The sequence below is a fragment of the Streptomyces sp. NPDC041129 genome, from assembly GCF_055592265.1.
This window is the reverse complement of the sequence record NZ_JBVIYV010000008.1, coordinates 27,969-53,339: the sequence shown is the minus strand read 5'-3', so window position 1 is coordinate 53,339 and position 25,371 is coordinate 27,969. Positions and strand designations below refer to the sequence as shown.

Sequence of the window (25,371 nt, the reverse complement as noted above, 5' to 3'; positions counted from 1 at the left end):
CCGGCCCGGCGGGGTCAGCCGGCCCGGTGGAAGGCGTTCAGCCGGGCGGTGAGGTGGGCGGCGGCGCCCTCCATCAGGGTGTCGGCGATCGCCTCCACCGTGCGGGCGGACCACGGCTGCAGACCGGTGCCCTCGACCACCTGGTTGAATGCGCCCATCGCCGGTCCGCAGTGCACCAGGTAGTCCACCCGGTGCCGGTCGTCGCCGGTCACCGCGAGCCGGAAGCCGCGGGTGAAGTAGGCCCGGAAGAACTCCGCCAGCTCCTGCTTCGGGTCCCCGCCGGGCGCCGCGGGCGCCGGGTGCGCTCCGCCCAGGTAGCGGTCGAGGATCTGGGTCATGGTCTCGTCGTCCAGCTCGGCCGCGGAGGCGTGCCGGCGCCACAGCTCGTGCAGCCGGGACGCCCGCGCGGGGAAGAACAGGCCCCGCTTGAGATAGCGGGCCCGCGTGCCGAACTCGAACAGTTCGCCCCACGGCGCCGTGTCCACGTCGTACTCCCGCGCCGCCTGCAGGACGTCCTTCACCTCGGCGCTGGTGGCGGCCTCGGCGGAGCACTGGTTGACGGAGCCCGTCAGGACGAACTCCGCGCCGAGCAGGAACGTCGCCGCCACCGCCTCCGGGGTGCCGAGGCCGCCCGCGCAGCCCACGTGGACCCGGTGCCCGGACGCGGTGGTGGCCGCGTCGCGCAGCCGCAGCACGGCGGGGAGCAGGGTCAGCAGGTCGGCGGTGCTGGTCAGCCAGCCGCCGTCGGCCTCCACGCACAGGTCGTCCGCCATGGGCCGGCCGGCCGCGGCGCGCGCCTCCTCGGCTGTGACCTCGCCGGTCTCCACCAGCCGGGCGACCAGCCGCTCGGGCGGCGGGGCCAGGAACTCCGCGGCCACGTCGGTGCGGCTGACCTTGGCGATGATCCGGCCGCCCTTGAGCCGGAACCGCACCAGGGCCGGGGTGATCAGCGGGAAGCCGGAGGCCTCCACCAGGTCGATACCGTGCCGCAGCAGCAGGTCCACCAGCGCCGACTCCTCCTGAGGGGCGCCGTGCCGGTAGAGCAGGTTGGCGCCGAAGGCACCGCCGAGGCCCAGGTCGCCGGCCAGTTCCCGGAGCCTGCCGTCGACCTCCTCCAGGGTCAGGCCGCCGGTGCCGAGGAAGCCGAGCAGGCCGGCCTTCGACGCCGCGCCGAGCATCTGGCGGCCCGAGATCCCGCCGTACAGCGAACCCAGCAGGTAGGCGCGGCGCAGGCCGTAGCGCTCCCGGAACGTGGCCGCGCCCAGGGTGTCGGCGGTCGTCGCGGCGGTGACCGGCGCGGTGACCGGTGCCTCGGCGGGGGTGGCCGCCGGAGACGCGGCCTGGGTGCGCCGTTCGGGCACCGGCGTCACGGGGACGGCGCGCGGGGTGGGGGCGGGCAGCGGCTCGGCGGTCTTCCTGATCTTCGCGACCAGGTTGGTCAGCACCCGGCCGGGCCCGATTTCCACGAAGTCGAAGTCGCCGTGGCCCATCAGCCGGCGCACCGTGTCGGTCCAGCGGACCGGCGAGACGATCTGCGCGGTCAGTGTCTCCTTGATCGCCTCGGGGTCGTACGGCTGCCCGTCCACGTTGGCCAACACCGGCACGTCCGGCGCCCGGAAGGTGAAGCCGTCGAGGAAGCGGGCGAACTCCTCGGCCGTACCGCGCATGTAGCGGGAGTGGAAGGGGGCGCTGACGTTGAGCCGCACCGCACGGGCGCCCGCGGCCTCCACGGCGGCGCAGGCCGTCTCGACGGACTCGCTCGGGCCGGAGAGCACGAGCTGGTCGGGGGCGTTGTGGTTGGCGATGTCGACGTCCTCGATGCCCGCCTCGGCCAGGACCCGAGGCAGACCCGCCTCGTCCAGACCGACCACGGCCGCCATGCCGCCGCCACCGGCCTCGGCCATCAGCGCACCGCGCCGCTGCACCAGGCGCAGCCCGGTCTCGAAGTCGAAGACACCGGCGGCGAACAGGGCCACGTACTCGCCGAGGCTGTGGCCGATCAGGTAGTCGGCCGGCGCGGGATCCCCGGCCTGCCGCTCCAGGTGGCCGAGGGCGCTCACGGCGTAGAGCGCGGGCTGGGTGAACTGCGTCTGGCCCAGGCGCCGTTCGGGGTCGTCGACGCACAGCTCGGCGAGGGAGTAGCCGAGCACACGGTCGGCGGTCGCGGTGTGCTCGGGGTACTTCTCCAAAAGCTGCCGGCCCATGCCCCGTGCCTGGGACCCCTGGCCGGGGAAACCGTAGACCTTCATGCGATGTGCCTTCCTTGGTGTCTTCGGTCGGTTCCGTGTCGCCGGGGCGGCCAGTTCGCGGGCCTTGTCCAGCAGGCCCGGGTCGTGGCCGAACGGGCTGAGAAGGGCGAGCGACTTCGATCGCGTGCCCGCCGGGAGGTTGCCTCGGACGAAGTTGTGCAGGGTGCCCGAGGGGCCGAGGTCCAGGTAGAGGAAGTCGCCGCGGGCGCGCATCCGGTCCATGGCCCGCTGGAACTCGATGGGTCTGCGGGCCACCTGCCAGAAGTGCTCGGCGCTCGGCCGCTCGACCAACTCCCCGTCCACGCAGGACACCCAGGGCAGCTCCGGCGGGGCGAACTCGACCTCGTCCAGTGAGGGCCGGCACGCGTCGAGCACCTCGTCCATCAGGTGGGAGTGGTAGGCGTACTCGACGGGGACGCGCTGGTGCAGCACGTCGGCGCGGCGCAGCGCGGCCTCGGCCCGGTCGAGGTCGCCGTCCGTGCCGGCGACCACGAAGTGACCCGGATAGTTGCGGGCGGCGATCTCGCAGGCCCGCAGCTCGGGCACCCGGTCCAGCACCCCGGGCCGCGCGAGCACGGCGAGCATGCCGCCGCGCGGGCCGGCCCCGAGCCCCTCGGCCTGCCGGACCAGCAGCCGCAGGCAGGTGTCGGGCGCGATGCTGCCGGACACCGCGGCCGCGGCGTACTCGCCCAGGCTGGAGCCCAGCAGGTGGTCGGGCTCCACCCCGGCCGAGCGCAGGGTCTCGGCGAGGGCGAGCTCGATCATGACGATCGCCGGATGGGTGAGCCGGGTGTCGGTGAAGGGGTCGTTGCGGCGCCGGTCCGGGTCGAACAGCCGGGCGAGCACGGACTCGCCCAGCTCCTCGGCCACGACGGCGTCGTGGCGGCGCAGCGCCGCCCGGAACACCTCGTTCTCGGCGAAGAGTTCCCGGCCCATCCCGTAGTACTGCGAGCCCTGCCCGGAGAACATGAAGACCACGGGCAGCGCTCCCGGGGCGGTGCCGCTCATCGGTACGTGTCCCAGAACAGGCCCGCCGTCGCGGGCTCGGCCGCCGGAGCGGGCTCGGCGGGTGCCGCGGGCCCTGCGGGGTCCTCGGACCGGCCGTCGGCACCCCGCACCACGACCCTGCGGTCGAGCGGGGGCTCGGGCAGCGGGGCGCGGGTGGCGCGGTGGTCCGCCGGGGCGGGCGCGAGCAGCAGGTGCGCGTTGGTGCCGCCGTCCGCGAAGCAGTTGAGCGCGGCGGCTTCGGCGCCGGCCGGCCAGGGGGCCGCCGCGCGCGGGAAGTACAGCGCGGAGGCGTCCAGGTCGAAGTGCGGCAACGGCTCCTGTCCGGAGCGGAACGGCACCTGCGTGCGGTGCTGGAGCATCAGCACCACCTTGATGAACGCGGCGATGCCCTCGGCGGCCAGCGGGTGGCCGATGTTCGGCTTGACGGAGCCGAGGGCGACCGGGGCCGAGCGGGCCGTGGCGGTGCCGTAGACGCCGTCGATCGCCTTCAGTTCGAGCAGGTCGGTGACGGCGGCCCCGGTGGCGTTGGTCTCCACCCAGCCGATGTCCCCCGGGGCGTGGCCGCTGCGGGCGAGCGCCTCGGTCATCACGGCCTTCTGCGCCTGCAGGTTGGGGGTGGCCGGTCCCGCCGTACGGCCGTCGTTGTTGACGGCGATGCCGCGCAGCACCGCGAGCACCCGGTCGCCGGCGGCGCGGGCGGCCGCGAGCGGCTTGAGCACCACGACGCCGACGCCCTCGCCGAGGACGAGTCCCGCGGCCCTGCGGTCGAAGACGTGGAACTCCGGGCCCGGGTTGAGCAGGCCGCGCCGGCCGAAGACCTGGTGCGCCCGGTCGTCGGCGAGCAGGCTCACCCCGGCGACGACCGCGGCCTCCACCGAACCGGACCGCAGCGCCTGCACGGCGGTGTCCATCGCGACCAGCGCGGAGGAACAGGCGGTGTCCACGACCAGGCTCGGGCCCTGGAAGTCGAAGAACTGCGAGACGTTCGCCGCCAGGTAGTTCTGCCCCGTCACCACGACCGGGTTCCTGGACCGCTCCAGCGCGCCCGGGTCGGGGGTGTGGGTGGCGCGGCCGCCGACGTACACGCCGATCCGGCGGCCCTTGAGGTCGGCGGGCCGGTAACCGGCGTGGTGCACGGCTCTGTTGACCTCCTCGAGCAGCAGCAGCGCCTGCGGGTCCATGGCAGCCACGTCCGCCTCGGACAGCAGGAACGCCTCCGGGTCGAATCGCAGGACGCCCGGCAGCAGGCCGGCGTGGTGGCCGAGCGGGCGGCCGAAGCGTTCCTCGGGGACCGGCCGCAGTGCCGAGCGGCCCTCGCGCAGCAGCTCCCAGTAGGCGTCGGCGGAACCGGCGTCGGGGAAGCGGCAGGACAGGCCCACGACCGCGATGTCCGACGCGGTCTGCGTGGCGGGCGCGGAAGGAGCCGGGGTGGGCGCCGGGGCGGTTTCCCGGCCGCGCGGGGAGCCGCTCGCGGGGGTGCCCGCCGGGGGCTCGGCCGGGGCGGGGCCCGGTGCGGGTGCGGGCGCGGGCGTGACGTCCTGCGCCGGAGTGCCGAATACGGCGAGGAGTTCCGCGCGGTGCGCCTCGGCCAGGTGCCCGGCGAAGGCGTCGACGGTCGGGTGTTCGAGCAGCGCCGACGGGTCGACGGAGACGTCCAGGCGCTTGGCGACGGACTGGACGAGCTGGGAGACCATGATCGAGTCCATGCCGTAGTCCTGGACCGGTACGTCACCGGAGAGCCGGGCGCGGTCGAAGCGCAGCTCCTCGGCGAGCCGGTCGAGCAGCCAGGAGGCGGCCGCGTCGGCCGCCGCACGCACCCGGGCTTCCCCGTCCGGTCCCTGGGCGGGAGCGGCGGAGCCGCTGGGCGCGGGCGCCTCGGGGGCCGTGGGGGCGGCCGGTGCCGAAGGGGCGGCCGGTGCCGGGTCCAGGCGGCGGGCGGTCAGGCGTCCGGGGTCGAATCCGGTGTCCGGGCGCGGCACGACCGGCATCACCACCCTGGCGCCGCTGCCCAGCGCCCGCTCCAGCAGGGCGAGTCCCTGTTCGTCGGAGAGGGCCGCCAGCCCGGAGGCCTGGTAGGCGGCGCTGCGGGCCTCGCCCATGCCGGTGTCCTTCCAGCTCGGCCACTGCACGCTGACCAGCGGGAGCCCGTACGGGCGGTGCAGGGCGACCGCGTCCAGGTAGGCGTTGGCCATCGCGTAGTCGCTCTGGCCGACGGCGAGGGCCGGTACGGCCGCGGCGATGGAGGAGTACACGACGAACAGGCCCAGCGGCTCGTCCCGGAACACCTCCAGCAGGGCGTCGAGGCCGAACACCTTGGGGCCGAGGACACGGGCGACGCCGGAGTGCGGCTTGCGTACGAACGCCGGGTTCTCGAAGTCGGTGACGCCCGCGCTGTGCACCACGCCGCCGACCGGGCCGAGCCGACCGCGGACGTCCGCGAGGGCCTTGGCGAGCGCCTCCCGCTCCTCCAGCGGCACCGCGAGGACCTCCAGTTCCACGCCCTGGTCAACCAGTTCGGCCAGCGGGCGCAGCTTGCGGCCCAGGGGCCCGTCCTGGGCGATGTGCGTGGCCCACTCGGCACGCGGGGGCAGTTCCTCGCGTCCGGTGAGGACCAGCTTGCGCACCCCGTGCTCGGCGACGAAGTGACGTGCGGTCAGCAGTCCGATGCCGCGCGTGCCGCCGGTGACCCAGAGCACGTGGCCGGCCGGGAAGCGCGGCGCGGCGCCCGCCCCGCCGGGCTCCTCCGTGAGCCGGGCCAGGTGCCGGGTGCCGTCGCGGTAGGCGACCTCGGCGGGCTCGTCGTCGTGGCACAGCTCGTCGGCCACCCAGCGGCAGAGCCGCTCGTCGCCGGCCGTGCCGTCGATCTCCACGTGGCGGGACCGGACGTGCCGGTACTCGCTCTGCAGCATCCGGTACAGGCCGATGCGGGCCGCGCCGCCGAGGCCGGGTGCGCCCTCGGGGGTGACGCGGGTGACCAGCAGCGCGCGCAGGTCGCGGCGGCCACGGTCGACGAGGTGCTGCAGCCAGCGCAGCCAGGTGGGCAGTGTGGTGTGGTCCGGGGCCGGGCCGGTGTCCGCGCAGCCCGCCAGGTCGACGACGGCGTCGAAGCGGTCCCAGCGGGTGCCGGCCGCGCCGAGTTCGGCGTCCAGCCGGTCGGTGGTGAGCACCTCGGCGGCGGGCAGGAGGGCGGCGAGCCGGGCGGCCAGTGCCTCGGTGCCGGGGGCGGCCAGTACGGCGGTCAGGCCCGGCTGCGCCGTGCGGGCGACGGGCGGGGCGGGCGTCCACCGCCGGGTGAGGAGCATGCCTCCGTCCGCCGGCGCGCCGGTGAGGGCGGCCAGTTCGTCGTCGGCGGCGGCCAGCCAGACCCGGTCCCCGTCGAAGGGATAGCCGGGCAGCGCCACCCGGCCCGGGTTGCCTCCGCGGTGCAGGTCCGTCCAGTCGACGGTCTGCCCACGGGTCCAGGCGTCGGCCAGGGCGGCCGGGCCGGCGGACAGCGGTGTGCCGGGGGCGGGGCGCCGCGGGTCGACCACTCCGGCCCAGCTACCGGCGGGCGTGCCACCGGCCGCGAACTCCTCCAGGCGTGCGGCCAGTTCGGGCAGTTCCTCGAAGAGGACGGCGAGCCGGTGGGCCATGGCCTCGCGCCCGGTCTGCAGGGTCCAGGCGACCTGCTGGGCCGTCGCCCCGCCGGTCTCCGCGCGCAGGTGGGCGGCCAGGCGGCGGGCCTGCGCGAGCAGCCGGCCGGCGTCCCGGGCGGAGAGGACCGCCAGGTGCGGCCCGGCCGGGGCGGCCGGGACGGGCGCGTCCGGGCCGAGGTGCTCCTGAAGGATGATGTGGGCGTTGGTGCCGCCCGCGCCGAAGGAGCTGACGCCCGCGGTCCGCGGCCGGACGGTGCCGTCCGCCGTCACCCGGCGCGCCCAGGGCGCCCGCTCGCGCTGGACCTCGAACGGGGTCGACGCGAAGTCGATGTTCGGGTTGAGGCGGTCGGCGTGCAGCGACGGGGCCAGCTCGCCGTGCCGCATCTGCAGCAGCACCTTGGTGATCGCGGCGATGCCGGCGGCCGACTCGGCGTGCCCGATGTTGGACTTGACCGAGCCGATGGGCAGCCGCTCGGGCAGGTCGCCCTCGAAGGCCCGCAGCATGCCGTTGACCTCGACCGGGTCGCCGAGCGCGGTTCCGGTGCCGTGCGCCTCGAGGTAGTCGAGGTCGGCGGGGCGCAGTCCGGCCCGGTCCAGCGCGGCCCGCACCAGGTCGCCCTGTGCCCGGGGGTTGGGGACGCTGTAACCGGCGCCCGCGCCGCCGTGGTTCACGGCGGACGCCTTGACCACGGCGAGTACGCGGTCGCCGTCGGCGACGGCCGCGTCCAGGCGCTTGAGCAGCACGGCGCCGGAGCCCTCGGCCGGGACGTAGCCGGTGCCGCCCTCGCCGAAGCTGCGGCAGCGGCCGTCCTCCGCGAGGAAGCCGCGCTGGGCGAGCTGGAGGAACTTCACCGGGTGGCTGGAGATGTTGACCCCGCCCGCCACCGCGACGTCGCAGTCGCCGTTGCGGATGGCCAGGCAGGCCTGGTGGATGGTGACCAGCGACGAGGAGCACATGGTGTCCAGGGCGACGCTGGGACCGGTGAAGTCGAAGAAGTACGACACCCGGTTCGCGACGGAGGCGTACGACGAGGAGGTCGCGAAGCCCTCTCCGCGCAGCGCGTCCCGCACGCCGTAGAGCTGATAGTGGCCGTACATCATGCCGACGAACACGCCGGTGCGCCCGCCGCGCAGTTGCTCGCGGGTGTAACCGGCGTCCTCCAGCAGGTGCCAGACCGTCTCCAGGAAGACCCTCTCCTGCGGGTCGGTGTGCTCGGCCTCGATCTGCGACATCCGGAAGAACAGCGGGTCGAAGCGGTCGGCGCCGGGCACGAAGCCGCCCCACTTGCCGTAGGTCTTGCCGGTGGCCGACTTGTCCGGGTCGTAGAAGACACCGTGGTCCCAGCGGTCGCCCGGGATCTCCTCGACGCTGTCGCGGCCGTCGCGCAGGTTGTGCCAGAACTCGGTGACGTCGCCGGCCTCGGGGTAGCGCCCGGCGACACCGATGACGGCGATGTCGTCCGCGCCGCCGGTCGGCACGGCGGAGGCCGTCACCGCCGCCGCGACCGGCTGCGCCGTACCCGCGGCCTGCGGCCCGGTCCCGGGGACGGCCGGTGCGGTCCCGGGGACGGCCGGTGCGGTCCCGGGGTCGGCCGGTGCGGTCCCGGGGACGGCCGGTGCGTTTCCGGGGACCGAGGGTGCCGACGGCGGTTCGGCGGCGGCGAAGGAGCCCGGGTGGGCGGCGGCGAGGTGGGTGGCCAGGTCGCGGACGGTCACGTGCTCGAAGAGCAGGGTCTTCGACAGCGGTCCGACATGCTGTTCGAGGGCGCGGATGAGGCTCATGGTGATCAGGGAGTCCACTCCGTACCGGTCGAAGGGCTCGGTGACGGTGATGTCCGCCTCCGGCGTCTTCAGCTCCCGTGCCAGCAGCCGCAGGACCAGCCGCTCGGCCTCCTCGCGCGATCCGGCGCCGACGGCGGAACCCGATCCGGCGTCGGCACCGGGCCGGGGGGCGGCGGGCGGCGCGGTCGTGGGGCCGGACAGGGCGGTGAGGATGCGGGCCGGGTCGCCGGGAGCGAGCAGCAGGGCCGGGGCGGTGCCGGCGAGGGCCCGCTCCAGCGCGTCCAGGGCGGGACGGGTGGCCAGCGGGCGCATGCCGAGCACGCGGTCCATGTACTCCTCGGCCTTGGCGTCGATGCGCATCCCGCCCTCGGACCACACGGGCCAGGCGGCGGAGAGGGTGCGGCCCCGGCGGGTGCCCGCCCTGCGCCGCTCCTCGCGGTGTTCGGCGAAGCGGTCGAGGAAGCCGCCCGCGAAGGCGTAGTCGGTCTGGCCGGCGTTGCCGAACGCGGCCGCGGCGGAGGAGTAGACGACGAAGTAGTCGAGCGGTTCCCCGGCCGTGGCCTCGTCCAGCAGGGTGGTGCCGCGCACCTTGGCGGCCAGCACGGCGTCCGCGTCGGCGCGTTCCTTGCCGCGCAGGAGCCCGTCGCGCAGCACACCGGCGGCGTGCAGGACACCGCTGACGTGACCGTAGGCGCCGCGCGCGTCGTCGATCAGCGCGCGCACGTCCCGGGGGTCGGCGACGTCGGCGAGCACGAGGCGGGCGCCGAGGGCGTCGATACGGGCCCGCGTAGCGGCGTCGGGTGCGGTGCGGGCGGCGAGGACGATGCCGCCGCCGGTCACCCCGGCCGCGCGGCGGGCGGCGGCGATGTGCTCGGCGGCGAGCAGGCCGAGGGCGCCGGTACCGCCGGTGACGATATGCGCGCCCGCGCCGGTGAACGCCGTGCCGGTTACGGCCGGAAGCGTGGTCCGGTGCCAGGAACGCCGCTCGGGGCCGTCCGGCGTGAGCCGTGCCTCGGTCTCCGGGCCGCCCTCGGCGAGGAGTTCGGCGACGACGTCCCGGGCCGGGGTGCCGGACGCGACCGCGAGCACGCCGAAGGCGATGGCCGGGTGCTCCAGTCGGACCGAGCGCGCGAAGGCGGCCAGTGCCGGGTCGGCGGGCGACGCGGCGGGCTCCGGGTGGACGTGCAGATAGGTCAGCGCGTCGTGCCGGTCGAGCTGCCAGGCCCTCAGGAAGGCGAGCGCGGTGTGGAATCCGGACTCCACCGCCGTGTCGCAGTCCGGCTCGCCCGCGGACAGGTGCAGGACGCGGACCGGGCCGGTCCCCGCGGCGCGGACGGCCGCGGCGGCGTCGAAGCCCGGGCCCAGCGGGACGCGGCGCACCTCGGCGCCGGCCGCGCGCAGCGCGGCGACGAGGCCGGCCTCGTCGGACGTGGCCGCGGTGCCGTCCGCCGGGGTCAGCAGCAGGACCGTGCCGGCCGGGCCCGGTCGGCGCCGGGGCGCGGACTGCCACCCGGGTTCGAAGGCGGCGACGGTACCGGTCGTGGGCAGGGCGCGCAGGGTGAAGGACTCCAGGGTGGCGACGGCGGTGCCGTGCTCGTCGAGCAGGGCCACGTCGAAGGAGAGCGATCCCTCGGGTGCCGGGCGCGCGGCCGGCGTGGCGTGGGCGAACACCCGCCGGGGCAGCGGGGCGTGGAGCCGGGCGGCGCCGAGCGAGAACGGCAGGTACGGCGCCGGGCCCGCGGGGTCGCTCGCGCCCGGTACCAGGCGGCCGGCCGTCTGCAGGGCGGCGTCGAGCAGCGCCGGGTGGAAGGCGTACGCGCCGGCGTCGGCGTGCAGCGCCTCGGGCAGCACCAGGGTGGCCAGCACCTCGTCCGGGCCCTCGGCGATCTCCTCGATCACCCGGAAGGCGGGGCCGTAGGCGAAGCCGAGCCGGGTGAAGCCCGCGTAGCAGTCCTCCCCGGTGGCGACGCGGGGGCAGCGGGCGCGGATGCCGGCCGGGTCGGCCGGAGCGGGCCGGGGGCCCGGTGCGTCGAGGTGGAGGGTGCCGGCGGCGTGCACGGGCGCGCCCGCGCCGTCGCCGCACACCTCGAAGGAGCGGTGGGCGCCGTCACCGGTGACCCGGACGGTCAGCCGGTGCTCGGCCCGGCCCGCCGGGAGCCGCACCGGCGCGGCCCACACCAGGTCGTCCACACCGCGTACGGGGGTGCCGGCGGCGGCGAGTTCACCGGCCAGACGGCCCATCTCCAGGTAGGCCACGCCGGGCAGGACGCGTTCGCCGCCGACGACGTGGTCGCGCAGGAAGAACTCGTCACCGGTCAGCGTCTTGAGGTACACGTGCTCGCCGGGGGCGGAGACGTCGGTGACGTCGGTGTCCAGGAGGGTGGGGTGCAGGCGGGCGGGAGCGCCCGGACCGGCGGAGACGACCGGGACGGCGGTGCCGGGAGCCGCCCAGTGGCGGGGCCCGGCGAAGGGGTAGGCCGGCAGGTGGACCCGGCGGCGGGGGGCGCCCCGGTGGAGGGCGGACCAGTCGACGTCGGCGCCGCCCAGCCAGTCGGCGGCGAGCCCCCACAGGTCGCCGGGGCCGGCGGCCGGGGTGTCCGGGCGGCCGTCGGCCGCCCGGCCGGTGCGCACCGCCGAGGGCCGCCCGGCCAAGTGGGCCAGCAGTTCGGCGCGCAGCCCGGCGCCGCCGTCCGCGACGACGGCGAGTCGGTGCGCCATGGGCTCGCGGCCCGTCTGCAGGGTGTGGGCGAGGTCGGCGGCCGGGACGTCGTGCCGCCCGAGGTGGTCGGCGAGCCGCTGGGCGGAGCGGCGCAGCGCCTCCTCGTCGCGGGCGGACAGCACGAAGAGCTGCTCGGCCGCGCTGTCGTCGCGGTCATCCGGCATGGGTGGTTCCTCCAGAACGATGTGCGCGTTGGCCCCGCCGAAGCCGAAGGAGCTGACGCCGCCGCGGCGCGGCTGCTCCGCTCCCGCGGCGTCCCGCGGACGCGGCCAGGGCCGGGCGGTGGCGGCGACCTCGAACGGGCCGCCGTCGAGCTCCAGATAGGGGTTGCGCTCGCGGAAGTGCAGGCTGGCCGGGATCGTGCCGTGCCGCAACGCGAGGACCACCTTGAACAGGCCGGCGATACCGGCGGCGGCCTCCAGGTGGCCGATGTTGGTCTTCACCGAGCCGATGGCGCAGGGCCGCGTCGTCTCCGCGAGCCCCTGTTCGGCCCGGATCCGCCGGAACGCGGTGCTCAGGCCGGTGGTCTCGATCGGGTCGCCGAGCGCGGTGCCGGTGCCGTGCGCCTCGATGTAGCCGACGGTGTCCAGCGGTACCCCGGCGCCCCGGTAGGCGTCGACGAGCAGGTCGGCCTGGGCGTCGGGGTTGGGGGCGGTGAGCGAGGTGGTCCGGCCGCCGTGGTTGACGGCGGCGGCCTTGATCACGGCGTGCACGGCGTCGCCGTCCCGGCGGGCCAGTGCGTGCGGCTTGAGCAGGACCACGCCCGCGCCCTCGCCGCGTACATAGCCGTCGGCGCGGCTGTCGAACGCCTTGCAGCGGCCGTCGGGGCTGAGCATCTCGCCCTGGCTGAGCGCCTCGTACACACCGGGGGCCAGGATGAGGCTGACGCCGCCCGCGATGGCCAGGTCGCAGGTGCCGTCGCGCAGGGCGGCGCAGGCCTGGTGGACGGCCGTCAGCGAGCCGGAGCAGGCGGTGTCGACGGCGATGCTGGGGCCGCGCAGGTCCAGCAGGTACGACACCCGGTTGGGGATGACGGACAGGGCGGCGCCGGTGAGGGTGTGGCCCTCGGTGCCGCGTCCCGCGGCCCGCTGCACCTCCAGGTAGTCGGAGTTGGTGACGGCGACGAACACGCCGACGCGCTTCCCGGCCAGCTCGGACGGCCGGTACCCGGCGTCCTCGATGGCCGACCACACCGTCTCCAGCATCAACCGCTGCTGCGGGTCCATGAGTTCGGCCTCGCGGGGCGAGATGCCGAAGAACGCGGCGTCGAACCGGTCGACGCCGGGCGCGAAGCCGCCCCAGCGGGAACGGGAGCGCGGGTGGTCGCGCCAGTCCCAGCGGTCGGCGGGGATCTCACCGACCAGGTCGTCCCCGGCGGCCAGATGCGTCCAGTACTCCTCCAGGTCGGCGGAGCCGGGCAGCCGGCCGGCCATCCCGATGACGGCGACGTCGGCGCCGGCCGGGGTGTGCCGCCCGTCGCCGGAGGTGCCCCGCGTCTGTGTGCCGGACGCGGCCCCCTGCCGGATCCCGGCCGTCTCGCGAGCCTCGAAGTCGCCCGGGCCCGGCGTCCCGCTGCCCGTGCCCGCCGTGGCGAAGCGGGCGGGCAGCTCGTGGGCGTGCTCCCGCCACAGGTGCTCGGCGAGGGCGTGCAGGGTGCCCCGGCGGTAGAAGAGGGTCGGGTAGACGGTGATGCCGTACGCCTTGCGCAGCTCGGCGCTGAGCGCGGTGAAGCTCACCGAGTTCATGCCCGTCTCGCCGAGCGGGGTGTGCGTGCCGATGTCCTCGGGACGCAGGCCGGTCAGGCCGGCGACCATGCGGGCCAGGTCGGCCTCGAGCGCCGGCCTGCCGCCCTCGGTGGCGGGCGGCACGACGAGTGCCGGTTCCCGTCGCGCGGGGCCGGCGCCGAAGCGGGCGCGCAGTTCGGGCAGCGGCAGGGCGGCGAGGGTGCCCCGGTCGACCTTCTCGTTGAGGGTGCGCGGGAACCCGGTGACGCGCAGCAGGGTCTCCGGGACCATGTGCTCGGGCAGCCAGGCGCCGAGCCGGTCGCGGGTGGGTTCGGCGGCGCCGTCGTCGAGGACGTAGCAGGCGAGCAGGGTGTGCGAGCCCGCGGCGGCGCCCCGGGCGACGACGACCGCCTCGCGGACGCCGTCCACGCGGCGCAGGGTCGCCTCGATCTCCTCCAGCTCCACCCGGAAGCCGCGCACCTTGACCTGGGAGTCGATCCGGCCGAGGTACTCGATCCGGCCGTCCGGCAGGCGGCGCACCAGGTCGCCCGTGCGGTACACGCGGGCGTCGGGTCCGGCGCCGGAGGGGTCGGGCAGGAAGCGCTCGGCGGTCAGTTCGGGCCGGCCGAGATAGCCGTCGGCGACGCCGTGGCCGCCGATGTACAGCTCGCCGGCCACTCCGGTGGGGACGGGCCTGCGGGCGCCGTCCAGGACGTGCAGGACGGTGTTGGCGATGGGTGTGCCGATGGTGACGCGCTCGCCGGGCGCGAGGCGGCAGGCCGCGGACCAGATGGTGGTCTCGGTGGGCCCGTAGAGGTTCCAGACCTCCTGGTTCCCGGCGAGCAGGGCCTCGGCGGTTCCGGCGGGCAGCGCCTCGCCGCCGCACAGCACCTTCAGCCGGGCGTCGCCCCGCCAGCCGGCCGCGAGCAGCATGCTCCAGGTGGCCGGGGTGGCCTGGACGACGGTGGCCGCGCTCGCCTCCAGCGCCTCGCGCAGCCGCAGGCCGTCCCGGGCGTCCTCGGCCGGGAGGATCTCGACCGTGGCACCGGTGATCAGCGGCAGGTACAGCTCGAGACCGGAGATGTCGAAGCAGACGGTGGTCAGGGCCAGCAGGGTGTCGCCGGGGCCGCAGCCGGGTTCGCGGGCCATCGACCACAGGAAGTTGGTCAGCGCGCGGTGCGGGACGCACACGCCCTTGGGGCGGCCGGTGGACCCGGAGGTGTAGATGACGTACGCGGTGTCGGCCGGGCCGGCCGGGCCCGGTGACGGGAGGGCGGGCGGCTGTTCGGCGGTGTCGACGACGAGCCGTGGCACCCCGCCCGGGTCGCCGGTCACCGACGAGTGGGTGAGCATCAGGTGCAGCTTCGCGTCCTCGGCCATGTAGGCGAGCCGGTCGCGCGGGTAGGCGGGGTCGAGCGGCACGTAGGTGCCGCCGGCCGCCTGGACGGCGAGCAGCGCTACGGGAAGCCCGGCGTCGCGCGGCAGCAGGACGCCCACGGTGCGGCCCCGGCCGACGCCGGCCGCGGTGAGCCGGGCGGCGAGGGCGTCGACGCGTTCGGTGAGCTCGCGGTAGGTCAGCTCGGTGTCGCGGTGGCGGACGGCGACGGCGTCGGGCCGGGCCTCCGCCTGGCGCCGTACGAGCTGCCAGACGAGGGTGTCCTCGGGGTAGTCGGCGGGCTCGGGCGCGGCGAGCAGGGCCCGTTCGGGGGCGGTGAGCAGGTCCAGTTCGCCGACGGCGGTGGCGGGCCGGTCCACGGCCGCGGCCAGCAGGGTGGCGAAGTGCTCACCGAGCCGGGCCACGGTGGCCTCGTCGAACAGGTCGGGGTCGTACTTCAGGGTGTAGCGGCAGCCCTCGGCCTGCTCCACCACTTCCAGGGTGAGGTCGAACTCGCCTTCCTGGTGGACGCCTTCGACCGGGCCGAGGACGACGGCGTCCGGGGTGTCGCCGGTGCGGGCGGCGCGCGTCCAGTTCTGGAAGTAGAAGGCGACGTTGAACGGGGCGCCGGTCTCGGGGTCGGCCCGGCGCAGGTCCTCGGCGAGGGTGATCAGCGGGTAGGCGCTGTGCTCCAGGGCGTCCAGCACGGTCCGGTGGACGCGTCCGAGGAGGCCGCGGAACTCCTCGCCGCCGTCGACGCGTTCGGCCAGCACGACCATGTTCATGAAGTAGCCGAGCACGTCGTCGTAGCCGCTCGGCGGCCGGCCCGCGGTGGGGGTGCCCACGGCGATGTCGTCCTGGTCGGCGTAGCGGTGCAGCAACGCGAACCAGGCCGCGAGGACCACGCCGAACAGGGAGGTCTGCTCCGCCGAGGCCAGGGCGCGGGCCCGGCTCGTGACGTCCGCCGGGATGTGCCCGTCCAGGCTCGCCCCGCGGTGGCCGGGGACGGCCGGGCGGGGCCGGTCCAGCGGCAGCGGCACCGCGGTGCGTCGGCCGCCCAGCCGTTCGGTCCAGTAGGCGCGCAGCCGTGCGCCCTCGTCGCCGGCGAGCAGGTCGCGCTGCCAGGCGGCGAAGTCGGCGTAGCCGCGGGCGGGGCGTTCGGGGTCCGGCGCGCGGCCGGCGCGGACCGTGCGGTAGCCGCGCTCCAGTTCGCGCAGCAGCAGGGCGATGGAGACGCCGTCGAAGACCGCGTGGTGGAAGGTGAGCAGCAGCGCGTTGCGGCCGTCGCCGAGGGTGTAGAGCGTGGCCCGCACCAGCGGCCCGGTGGGCAGTTCGAAGGGGCGGCGCAGGTCGGCGCGCATCCGCTCGCGCAGGTCGTCGTCGGTGACGGAGGTCAGGAAGACCTGCTGGAAGGGCAGTTCGGGTTCGGCCGCGACCCGGACGTACGGTGTGCCGTCGTCGCCGGTGCGGACGGTCGCGCGCAGCGCGTCGTGCCGGTCGACGATGTCCTGCAGGACGGTGCGCAGCGCGAGGACGTCGAGGTCGCGGTCGAGCCAGAGGGCGAGGGGAAGGTTGTACGCGTAGGTGCCGGGGGCGATCTGCTCGATCACCCACAGCGCGCGCTGGCCCTCGGTCAGCGGGTGGACGCGGCTCTCCGCGTCGGTCCTCGGGCGCAGGACGAGTTCGGCGGCAGCGGCGCTGCCCGGACCGGGGTCCTCGCGCCGCCGCCCGGCCGGGGCCGGTACGGCGTCGGCCGCGGCGGGCGCGGCGTCGGCCTGGGCGGGCCGCGGGGCGGCCGCGTCGGCCAGCCAGCCGGTGGTGAGGTGGGCGGTCAGCTCGCGCAGGGTGGGGCGTTCGAAGAAGTCGCCGAGCGGCACGGCGACGCCGAACGTCTCGTCCACGGCGGCGACGATCTTCATGCCGCTGAGCGAGTCGAAGCCGTAGTCGGCGAGCGGCCGGTCGGCGTCGATCCGCTCGTCCAGCTTGAGTACGCGCTCGACGAGTTCCCGCAGCCGCTCCCCCACGGCGTCGGCGCCGCCGGAGGGTGGGCCGGCCGGCTCGGTGACCGGAGCCTGGGCGGCGGTCTGCGGCCCGTCGGGGCTGGTGGTGGCGGGGGCGGTGGTGCGGGCGGCCGGGTCCGAGGTGAGCACGACGCCGTCGCTCTCGGCGACCAGCACGGTCTGTCCCAGCGCCGGGTCGTCGCCGCCGAGGGCGGTGACGGGGGCGTAGCCCTCCTCGTGCAGCAGCCGCGTCCAGCCCTCCGGGGAGGCCAGCGGCGAGTCGGGCAGCCGCAGTTCGCCGTCCCCGAACGCCCACCAGCCCTCCAGGACACCGCCGCCGATGGTGAGCAGGGGCCGTACGGAGGTCAGTTCGTTGAGCACCAGCCAGCCGCCGGGACGCAGCAGGGCCTTGGCCTTGCGCAGGGTGGCCCGCAGGTCGCTGGTGGCGTGCACGACGTTGGTGGCGAGCACCAGGTCGGCGGTGGCCGGGGTGAAGCCCTGTTCGGCCAGGCCGCGTTCGAGGTTGAGCACCTGGAAGCGGGCGAAGGGGTACTGCCCGGCGAACCGTTCGCGGCCGTGTTCCAGGAAGCGGGGCGAGATGTCGGTGAAGGTGTAGCCGACCCGGTCGGCGTGGCGTGCCAGGGCGGGCAGGACGCGTTCGCTGGTGGCGCCGGTGCCGGCGCCCAGCTCGACCACCTCGATGCCGCGGTCGGCCGGGAGTTGCGGCAGCCGTGCGTCGAGGAAGTGCCGGACGGTGTCGCGGACGAGGAGGTTGAAGGAGTCGGTGAGCGGGTTGCCCTTGTAGAAGTTCTGCACCAGCTTCATCGAGGAGCCGGGGAACATGATCTCGGTGGCGCCGACCTCGCCGCGCAGGATGCGCGGGTAGGCGTCGAGGAAGAGCCGGTTGAGGGTGACGGTGGGCTCGATGTCGGGGTGGGCTGCGGCGATCCGGTCGAACTCCGCCTCCCAGCGCCCGGACGCCTCGGCCTGGTCCACGGTGTCGACGGCCGCGGTGGTGGTGATCAGGTCGCCGTCGCGGGTGAGGTAGCCGGCGCCCGTGAGGATGTTGAGCAGTGCCTCGTGCAGGCGGGCGAACCGGTCGAGGATGCCGAGGCGGGTGCGCAGTTCCCCGGCGCCGTGCCGCTCGCCGGAGCGCCGCAGGACGCCCATGCGCTGGTAGACGCCGAGCAGCATGGGCGCGGAGACGGCCTCCAGCTCCTCGTATCCGGTGAGGACGCGGCGGGCGGCGGGGTCCGGGCCCGGTCCGGCCGCCAGCTCCGTGGCGGACCCGGCGAGGGTGGCGGGGTGGCCGCCGCCCGCCAGTTCGCCGTCCAGGGCCGGGTCGTGGCCCATGGCCTCCAGGGCGCGCCGTCCGGCGCGGATCGGCATCGCCTGGGGCAGTCCGCTGCCGAGGACGCGGCGCACGGCGGCGATGCCCTCGGCGGGGCCGAAGTCGCGGATGCCGAGGCCGGCGAAGATCTCCGCGAGGCCCGGTCGCGCGCCCGAGCCGACCTGGCCCCAGTACCCCTGGTTGACGACGGTGACGGGGTGGGGCAGCCGGTCGCGCAGGAAAAGGGCGTAGGCGTCCTCGGTGGCGGAGGCGCAGATGTAGGCACCGTTGCCGGCGAAGCTGCCGAAGGAGCCGGCCGAGGAGAAGTAGGCCAGGAAGTCCAGCGGCCGGCCGGCCACGGCGGCCGCGAGCGCGGCGGCGCCGACGGTCTTGACCTGGACGGCGGCGGTGAAGGCGGCCTCGTCCAGTTCGGCCAGCGGGTGGTTGTCGAAGGCCATGGCGGCGTGCACGACGCCGTGCAGGGCGCCGAACCGGCCGTACGCCTCGTCGACGGCGGCGGTCAGGTCGGCCACCGAGCAGGCGTCGCCGGAGACGTGGGTGACGTCGCCACCGAGGGCGCGGATCTCGTCGGCGACCGCGCGCTGTGCGGGGCCGGGCTCGTTGCGGCTGAACCAGACCAGGCGGGCCCGGTGGTGCCGGGCGAGGTGGCGGCTGAGTTCCTGGGCTATGCCCCCGGTGCCGCCGACGAGCAGGTAGACGCCGCGGTCGCGGAAGACGGGGCCGGGTTCGGGCAGGGTGACCCGGCCGAGGCGGCGGACGTAGCGGATCCCGCCGCGCAGGGCGACGGTGCGTCCCGCGGGGTCGGCGGGGGCGGCCAGGACGGCGTCCACGAGGGCTTCGGTGGCCCGGTCGCCGTCGAGGTCGGCACCGGCGTAGTCCAGGGCGCTGACGCTCAGGTCGGGCCGTTCCTTGGCGACGACCTGGAGCAGTCCGTGCAACCCGGCGGCGAACGGGTTGGCGGCGGAGCTCCCCGCGACCGCGTGCACGTCGCTGGTCACCACGACGAGGCGGGCCGGGGCGAGGGTACGCGCCAGGTGGAACAGGGACAGCGGGCCGTGCCGCAGGTGCTCGCGCGCCCGGTCGAGACCGACGGCGTCGGTGACGGCGGTGCCCGCCCCGCCGAGGTGGATCACCAGGTCGGCGCCCTCGGTGGCCTTCAGCCAGTCCTCGAGGGGCTGTTCGTCGAGCGCGACGAGGTCGACGCGGGCGAGCGGGTCGCGGGCCGCGATCGCCTCGCCGAGCCGCCGTGAGGCGGCGGTGACCAGGACGACGGTCCGGCCGGCCCTCGGCGCGGCGGGAACGGCGGGTGCGGCCTCGCGCACCCACACCGGACGGTAGAAGTCGGGGAGCCCCACGGTGGGTTCGGGGACCGGCGTCGCGGGGACGGCGGGCGGCCGGGGTATCCAGTACCGCTTGCGGGCGAAGGGGTAGGAGGGCAGCTCGGTCCGCCTGGCCGTGGCGGGGGTGAGGCGGGACCAGTCGACGTCGGCGCCCGCGACCCACCGCTCGGCGACCGCCGTCAGGTCCCGCTGCTCCAAGGCCCCTTCCAGGGCCTCGGCCTCGGCACCGGTGAGGACGACCCGGGCGCGGGTGGCACGGCCGGTGGTGATCCGCGCGTCGGTCCCCCCGGCGGCGTACGCCTCCAGTGCGGCGGCCGCGTCGGAGAGCAGGCGGGCGGGCAGGGCGAGGCGGAACTCGTGGGCGGTGCGGCCCGCCTGGAGGGTGTGGGCGACGTCGGCCAGCCGCGGCGCGCCGGGCGCGGGCGCGGTGGCGGGCTCCGGGCGCCGTACGGCCGCCACCGCGCTCGCGATGGCGCCGATGGTGGCCGCCGCGCCTAGGGCGGCGGGCGGTTCACCGTCCAGTTCGGCGGCGAGCAGTTCGTGGTAGCGGGCGCGTTCGGTGACGGAGAACCCGCACTCGGCCAGGTCGGTACCCAGGTCGAGGTGTTCGGCGGGCACGCCGATGGTGCGCGCGGCGAGGTCCAGGCACAGGCGCTGAGCGTCGGCGAGCGCCGTGTCGGGGTCCGCGTCCGGGGCGGGTTCCCCGGCCCGGCGCAGGTGGGCGGCCAGGTCCGCGGCGGCGGCGCGCAGCCGGTCCTCGCTCTTGGCGGAGAGCACCAGCAACTGCTCGCCGTCCGGGGCGGCGGGCGCCTGTTCCGAGGTGTCCGGCAGGTACTCCTCCACCAGGACGCAGGCGTTGGCGCCGCCTCCGCCGAAGGAGCTGACCAGCGCGCGCAGCGGGGCGCCCGGCTCGGCCGGGGTCCAGGGGGCGAGTGCCTGCTGGATCTCGAAGGGCGTGCCGGAGAAGTCGATGTCGGGGTTGCGGCGGGCGGAGTTCAGCGACGGGGCCAGCGCGCGGTGCCGCAACTGGAGCAGCACCTTGGTCAGCCCGGCGATGCCGGCCGCGGATTCCAGGTGCCCGATGTTGGACTTCACGGAGCCGACGGCGACGGCCGGCCGCTCGGCGCCGGACCGGCCGCCGAACGCCTCGGCGAGGCCGGCGATCTCGATGGGGTCGCCGAGCGGGGTGCCGGTGCCGTGGGCCTCCACGTAGCCGACGGCGGCCGGCTCCACCCCGGCGCGCCGCAGCGCGCCGCGGATCACCTCGGCCTGCGCGGCGGCGCTGGGCACGGTGTAACCGCCGGTCTTGCCACCGGCGTTGATGGCGGAGCCGCGGATGACGCCGAGCACGCGGTCACCGTCCGCGACGGCGTCGGCGATGGGCCGCAGCAGCACGGCGCCCACACCCTCGCCGTCCACGAAGCCGTCGGCTCCGGCGCCGAAGCTCTTCAGCCGGTCGTCGTGGGAGATCATCCCGCGGTCCGCCAGCATGCGCAGGTGCATGGGGTGCAGGATCAGGTTGACCCCGCCGGCCACGGCGGCCCGGCACTCCCCCGCCCGGATGCTCTCGCAGGCCAGATGGATCGCGGTGAGCGAGGCGGAGCAGGCGGTGTCGACGGCGAGGCTGGGGCCGGTGAAGTCGAAGGTGTAGGACACCCGGTTGGCGATCGACCAGTGGTTGGAGTGGGCGTCGGTGCGCACGCCGCGCGCGTTCGCCTCGCCGCCCATCCACTCGTAGTTGTTGTTCATGACGCCGACGAAGACGCCGACCGGTCCGCGTGCGGCGAGCCGGGCGGCCGGGTGACCCGCGTCGTCCAGGACGGCGGCGGCGGTCTGCAGGAAGAGGCGTTCCTGCGGGTCCATGGCCTCGGCGTCGGCGGGCGAGATCTGGAAGAAGAGCGGGTCGAACTTGTCGACGTCGTCGATGAACCCCGCCCACTTGCTGTAGCTGCCGTGGGTCCCGGCGGGGTCGTAGTGCGCGTCGGCGTCCCAGCGGTCGGCGGGCACCTCGCGGATGCAGTGCCGGCCCGCCCGCAGGTTCTCCCACAGCTCGCCGACGGTGCCGGCCAGCGGGTAGCGGCCGGAGACTCCGACGATCGCCACGCCGTCGCCGGCCGCCGGGGTCTGGCCCGGGTCGCGGGCGGCCAGCAGGCTCAGCAGCAGCTTGCGCTTGTCGTCCACAGTTGCTCTCTCTCAGGTCTTCGATCGGCCGCCGCGGGCCGGGAGTTCGCCGCCGGGAGGCGGTCCGGCCGGGGCCGTGGCCGGCCCCGGTCGGGTGAGGTGGCGGCCGGTGCGGTACGTCCGGGGCCGCCGGGGGTCAGGCCGGGTCCGTGGCGCGCGCCGCGGCCCGCTGGGCGCGCCGGGAGACCCGGGCCGGTTCGGCTGGCGCGGCCGGTCCGGCGCCGGGCGCCGGGGCCAGGCCCATCAGTTCGGCGAGGTTGCCGACGAAGGAACGGATGGTGGGGAACTCGACGAAGGCCGTGGCCGGGACCTCGAAGTCGAGTTGCTCGCCGAGCTTGGCGACGACCTCGATGAGGACCAGCGAGTCGAGGCCGAGGTCGAAGAGGTTGGTGTCGAGCACGGCGCGGTCGCGGCCGCCGAGCACCTTGCCGATCTCCCCGGTGAGGTAGTCGGTCACGAGCCGCACGTTGTACTCGGGGTCGGCCGGGTCGAACCGGTGCAGCAGCCGGTCGTCGTCCTGGCCGGCCCGAGCGGCGGGGCCGTGGCTGCCGGGCTCCACCCAGTGGCGGCGCCGTTCGAAGGGCTGGGTGGGCAGCGGGACGCGGTGGACGTCACGGTCCCCGTGGACGGCCGCGAAGTCGAGGGCGGCGCCCCGCGCCCACGCCTGGGCGGCGACGGTGAGCAGGTGGGCGTGGCCGGCCGGGACGCCGTCCGGCGGGGTGAGCGCGAGGGCGAAGTCGCCGGTGTCCGCGAGGAGCGCGTCCAGTGCGTCGGAGGATGCCCGGCCGGTCCAGGCCGCCGGGTCGCGGGCCTCGTCCTCGGTCATCCAGCGGCCGGTGCGCGGGCTGAGCACGGGCAGCCGGGGCGCCTGCGCGCGCTCCGGCGGGGTGCCGGTGGCGAGGGCGAGGGCGTCGGCGAGCGGGAGCGCCCCGGACAGGGCCGCGGCGGCGGCCGTCCCGGTCCCGGTCGCGGCGAGGCCGGCCGGGGTGAGACCCCAGGAGGTCAGGGCGGTGGCGAGGGCGTACTCGTGGGCGAAGGCCGCGTGCGGGTCGTCGCCGGCGAGCAGGTCCTCGGTGCGGCCGGCCCGGCCGAGGGCCGCGGCGCAGGCGTCGGCGGCGTCCCGGTAGGCGGGCACCGCGCCGTACAGCTCGGCGGTGTCCGCCGCGTCGGCGCCGGTGCCGGTGAGGACCAGCACGGCGCCGGTCCCGTCGGGTCCGGCGACGCCCTGCCGGGTGCGTCCCTCGTCGCCGAGGGCGAGGGCCATGGCGGCCTCGCGGGTGCCGCGGGCGACCACGGCGAGCCGGTGGGAGTGGGCGCGGCGGCCGAGCCCGAGGGTCTGGGCGACGGCGGCGAGGTCGAGGCCGGGGCGGGCCCGGAGGTGGCGGGCGAGCGCCCCGGCGGACTGCTTCAGGGAGCTCTCGGAGCGCGCGGAGAGCACCAGCAGCTCCGGGGCGCCGCCCGGGTCCGTCTCGGTGCGGGCCGGCGGCTCCTCGAGGACGACGTGGGCGTTGGTGCCGCCGATACCGAAGGAGCTGACGCCCGCCCGCAGCGGGTGGTCGCCCTCGGCCTTCCAGTCGGTGGTGCCGGTGTTGACGTAGAAGGGGCTCGTGGCGAAGTCGATCTCGGGGTTGGGCCGGGTGTAGTGCAGGCTCGGCACCAGCGTGCGGTGTTCCAGCATCAGCGCGGTCTTGATCAGGCCGGCCATCCCGGCCGCGGTGTCGAGGTGGCCGATGTTGGTCTTCACCGAACCGAGCGCGCAGTACCCGGTCTCCTCCGCGCCGCCCTGCCGGAACGCCTCGGTGAGCGCGGCGACCTCGATCGGGTCGCCGAGCGGGGTGCCGGTGCCGTGCGCCTCGACGTAGCCGACGCTCCCGGGGTCGACGTCGGCCACATCCTGGGCGTCGGCGATGACCTCGGCCTGACCGGCGATGCTGGGCGCGGTGTAACCGGTCTTGGCGGAGCCGTCGTTGTTGACGGCGGAGCCCTTGACCACGGCGTGGATCCAGTCGCCGTCGGCGAGCGCCTCGGAGAGCCGCTTGAGGACGACGACTCCGGCGCCGCTGCCGATGACGGTGCCCCGGGCCTCGGCGTCGAAGGCGCGGCAGTGGCCGTCGGGAGAGAAGATCATGCCGTCCTGGTACTGGTAGCCCTGGCGCGGCGGGGCGAGGTGGACGGCGCCGACGAGGGCCATGTCGCACTCGCCGCCGAGCAGCGCGAGGCACGCGGTGTGCACGGCCACCAGTGAGGTGGAGCAGGCGGTGTTGACGCTCATGCTGGGGCCGCGCAGGTCGAGCTTGTAGGACACCCGGGTGGCCAGGAAGTCCTTGTCGTTGGCGAGCATCAGCCGGTAGTGGTCGACGGTGGACGCGGCCCGGTAGCGCTCGCCGAGGTTGTGCAGCAGGTAGGTGTTGAGGCCGGCGCCCGCGTAGACGCCGATGTGCCCGTCGGTGCGCCCGGGGTCGTACCCGGCCCGCTGCAGGGCCTCCAGTGCGCACTCCAGGAAGACGCGGTGCTGCGGGTCGAGGATCTCGGCCTCGTCGTGGGTGAACTGGAACAGCTCGGAGTCGAACAGGTCGGTGCCGTCGATGGTCTGGGCGGCCCGGACGTAGCGGGGGTCGGCCAGCCGTTCGGCGGGGACGCCGGCGGCGAGCAGTTCCTCGTCGGTGTAGCGGGTCAGGGTCTCGCGGCCCTCGCTGAGCACGTCCCAGAACCGCTCGACGGAGTCCGCGCCCGGGAACCGGCAGGCCATGCCGACGATGGCGACGTCGGAGTCGGAAGGGGTCATGGTGGTTGTCTCCTGTTGCTGCCGGCTTCTCAGCCGAGCTGTATGCCGAGGTCCGCGGCGACGGACCGCATGTCGAGGAAGCTCCTGGCGACGAAGCGGGCGGCGTCCTCGCCGGCGTCCATCCGCTGGAACAGGTCGATAAGGCTGCGTTCGTGCTCGTCGCGGTCGCCCTCGCCGGCGGCGATCTCCCGGACCACCGTGCCGAGCCGCTCCTCGACGTCCGCGAGGTCGAGCGAGCGGGGGAACTTGATGCTGAAGGTGTTCCGGTCGTAGGAGGCGTTGCGCTTGACGGACCGGACGTGGCTGGCCGCGTTGAGCTTGTAGAACATGCAGTCGAAGTTCTTGAACGAGTAGTAGTTCAGGAGCGGGAAGAGGGTGCAGTGCGTCTCCATCGGCGAGGACTCGTACAGGCCCTTGGCGCGCAGTTCCTCGACGATGCGGTCGGGGTCGTAGTCGTGGCGCATCGCGATGAACGGGAAGACGATCTTCGGCAGGTTCTCGTCGTCGTCGAAGAGCAGTTCCTCGAGCTGCCCGCCGAAGAGGGTGTCGGTGAGCCGCTCGCCGAACGTCTTGTAGAAGCCGCGGACGATCTCGCGGACGTTGGACTCCATGGTGAGGATCTGCTGCGGGTCGGCGCACAGCGCGATGTAGGGGATCTTCTGCCGGTAGGCCATGAGGATGGCGCGGAGCACGAAGAAGGTGCGGCAGGAGACGCAGGGCAGCTTCTCGTCGAGGTAGTTGCCCGGCTTCTTGGGCGCCGGGCGGTTGAACACCTCGCGCATCATCAGCTTGATGTTGTCGTCGTCGGCGTCGAGGACGAACGTCGCCGGGATCTTCTCCCGGGCGAGCGCGATGTTCTGCGCGGCGTGCACGCTCTCGAAGGGCACGTCGAAGGTGAAGGCCAGCACCCGCTTGCCGTACTCGTTGGCGAACTTGTCCAGCATGTACGTGCTGTCCTTGCCGCCGCTGTACATGAACAGGCAGTCGTACTCACCCGGTCCGGCCTTCGCCTGCTGGAACTCGGTGAACACCTCGCTGGTGTAGCGGTAGTTGACGAGGAGGTCGGAGGCGAAGTCCAGGTTGCACAGGTTGCACACCCCCTGGTCGTCGAGCACCACCCCCGGGTGGTCGGCCTTGAGTGAGCAGACGGTGCAACTGGACACGGAACCCCCTGTGGAACCCGTCGGATACGGCTGTGCGGTGTGTGTGGTCGGTGCGGTGC

The 25,371-nt window shown here is 75.4% G+C and carries 4 protein-coding genes; all 4 read right to left on the bottom strand.

Annotated elements, in window-relative coordinates; all coding sequences use genetic code 11:
- Window positions 1-14: 14 nt before the first annotated feature.
- On the bottom strand, window positions 15-3,257 hold the full coding sequence (gene fabD / locus ACZ6B1_RS24310; RefSeq protein WP_468781587.1) for an ACP S-malonyltransferase: 3,243 nt from the start codon (window positions 3,255-3,257) through the stop codon (window positions 15-17).
- Complete coding sequence (locus tag ACZ6B1_RS24305; protein WP_468781585.1) at window positions 3,254-21,364, bottom strand: amino acid adenylation domain-containing protein; 18,111 nt, start codon at window positions 21,362-21,364, stop codon at window positions 3,254-3,256. The genes fabD and ACZ6B1_RS24305 overlap by 4 nt, the downstream gene beginning before the upstream one ends.
- Window positions 21,365-21,500: 136 nt before the next feature.
- Window positions 21,501-24,149 (bottom strand): beta-ketoacyl synthase N-terminal-like domain-containing protein, encoded by a 2,649-nt coding sequence (locus tag ACZ6B1_RS24300; RefSeq protein WP_468781583.1) that lies wholly within the window; start codon window positions 24,147-24,149, stop codon window positions 21,501-21,503.
- Window positions 24,150-24,178: 29 nt separating this feature from the next.
- Window positions 24,179-25,312 carry an adenine nucleotide alpha hydrolase family protein gene (locus tag ACZ6B1_RS24295; protein ID WP_468781581.1) on the bottom strand — a complete coding sequence of 378 codons (1,134 nt, stop codon included), beginning with the start codon at window positions 25,310-25,312 and terminating at the stop codon, window positions 24,179-24,181.
- Between the last annotated feature and the right edge of the window lie 59 nt (window positions 25,313-25,371).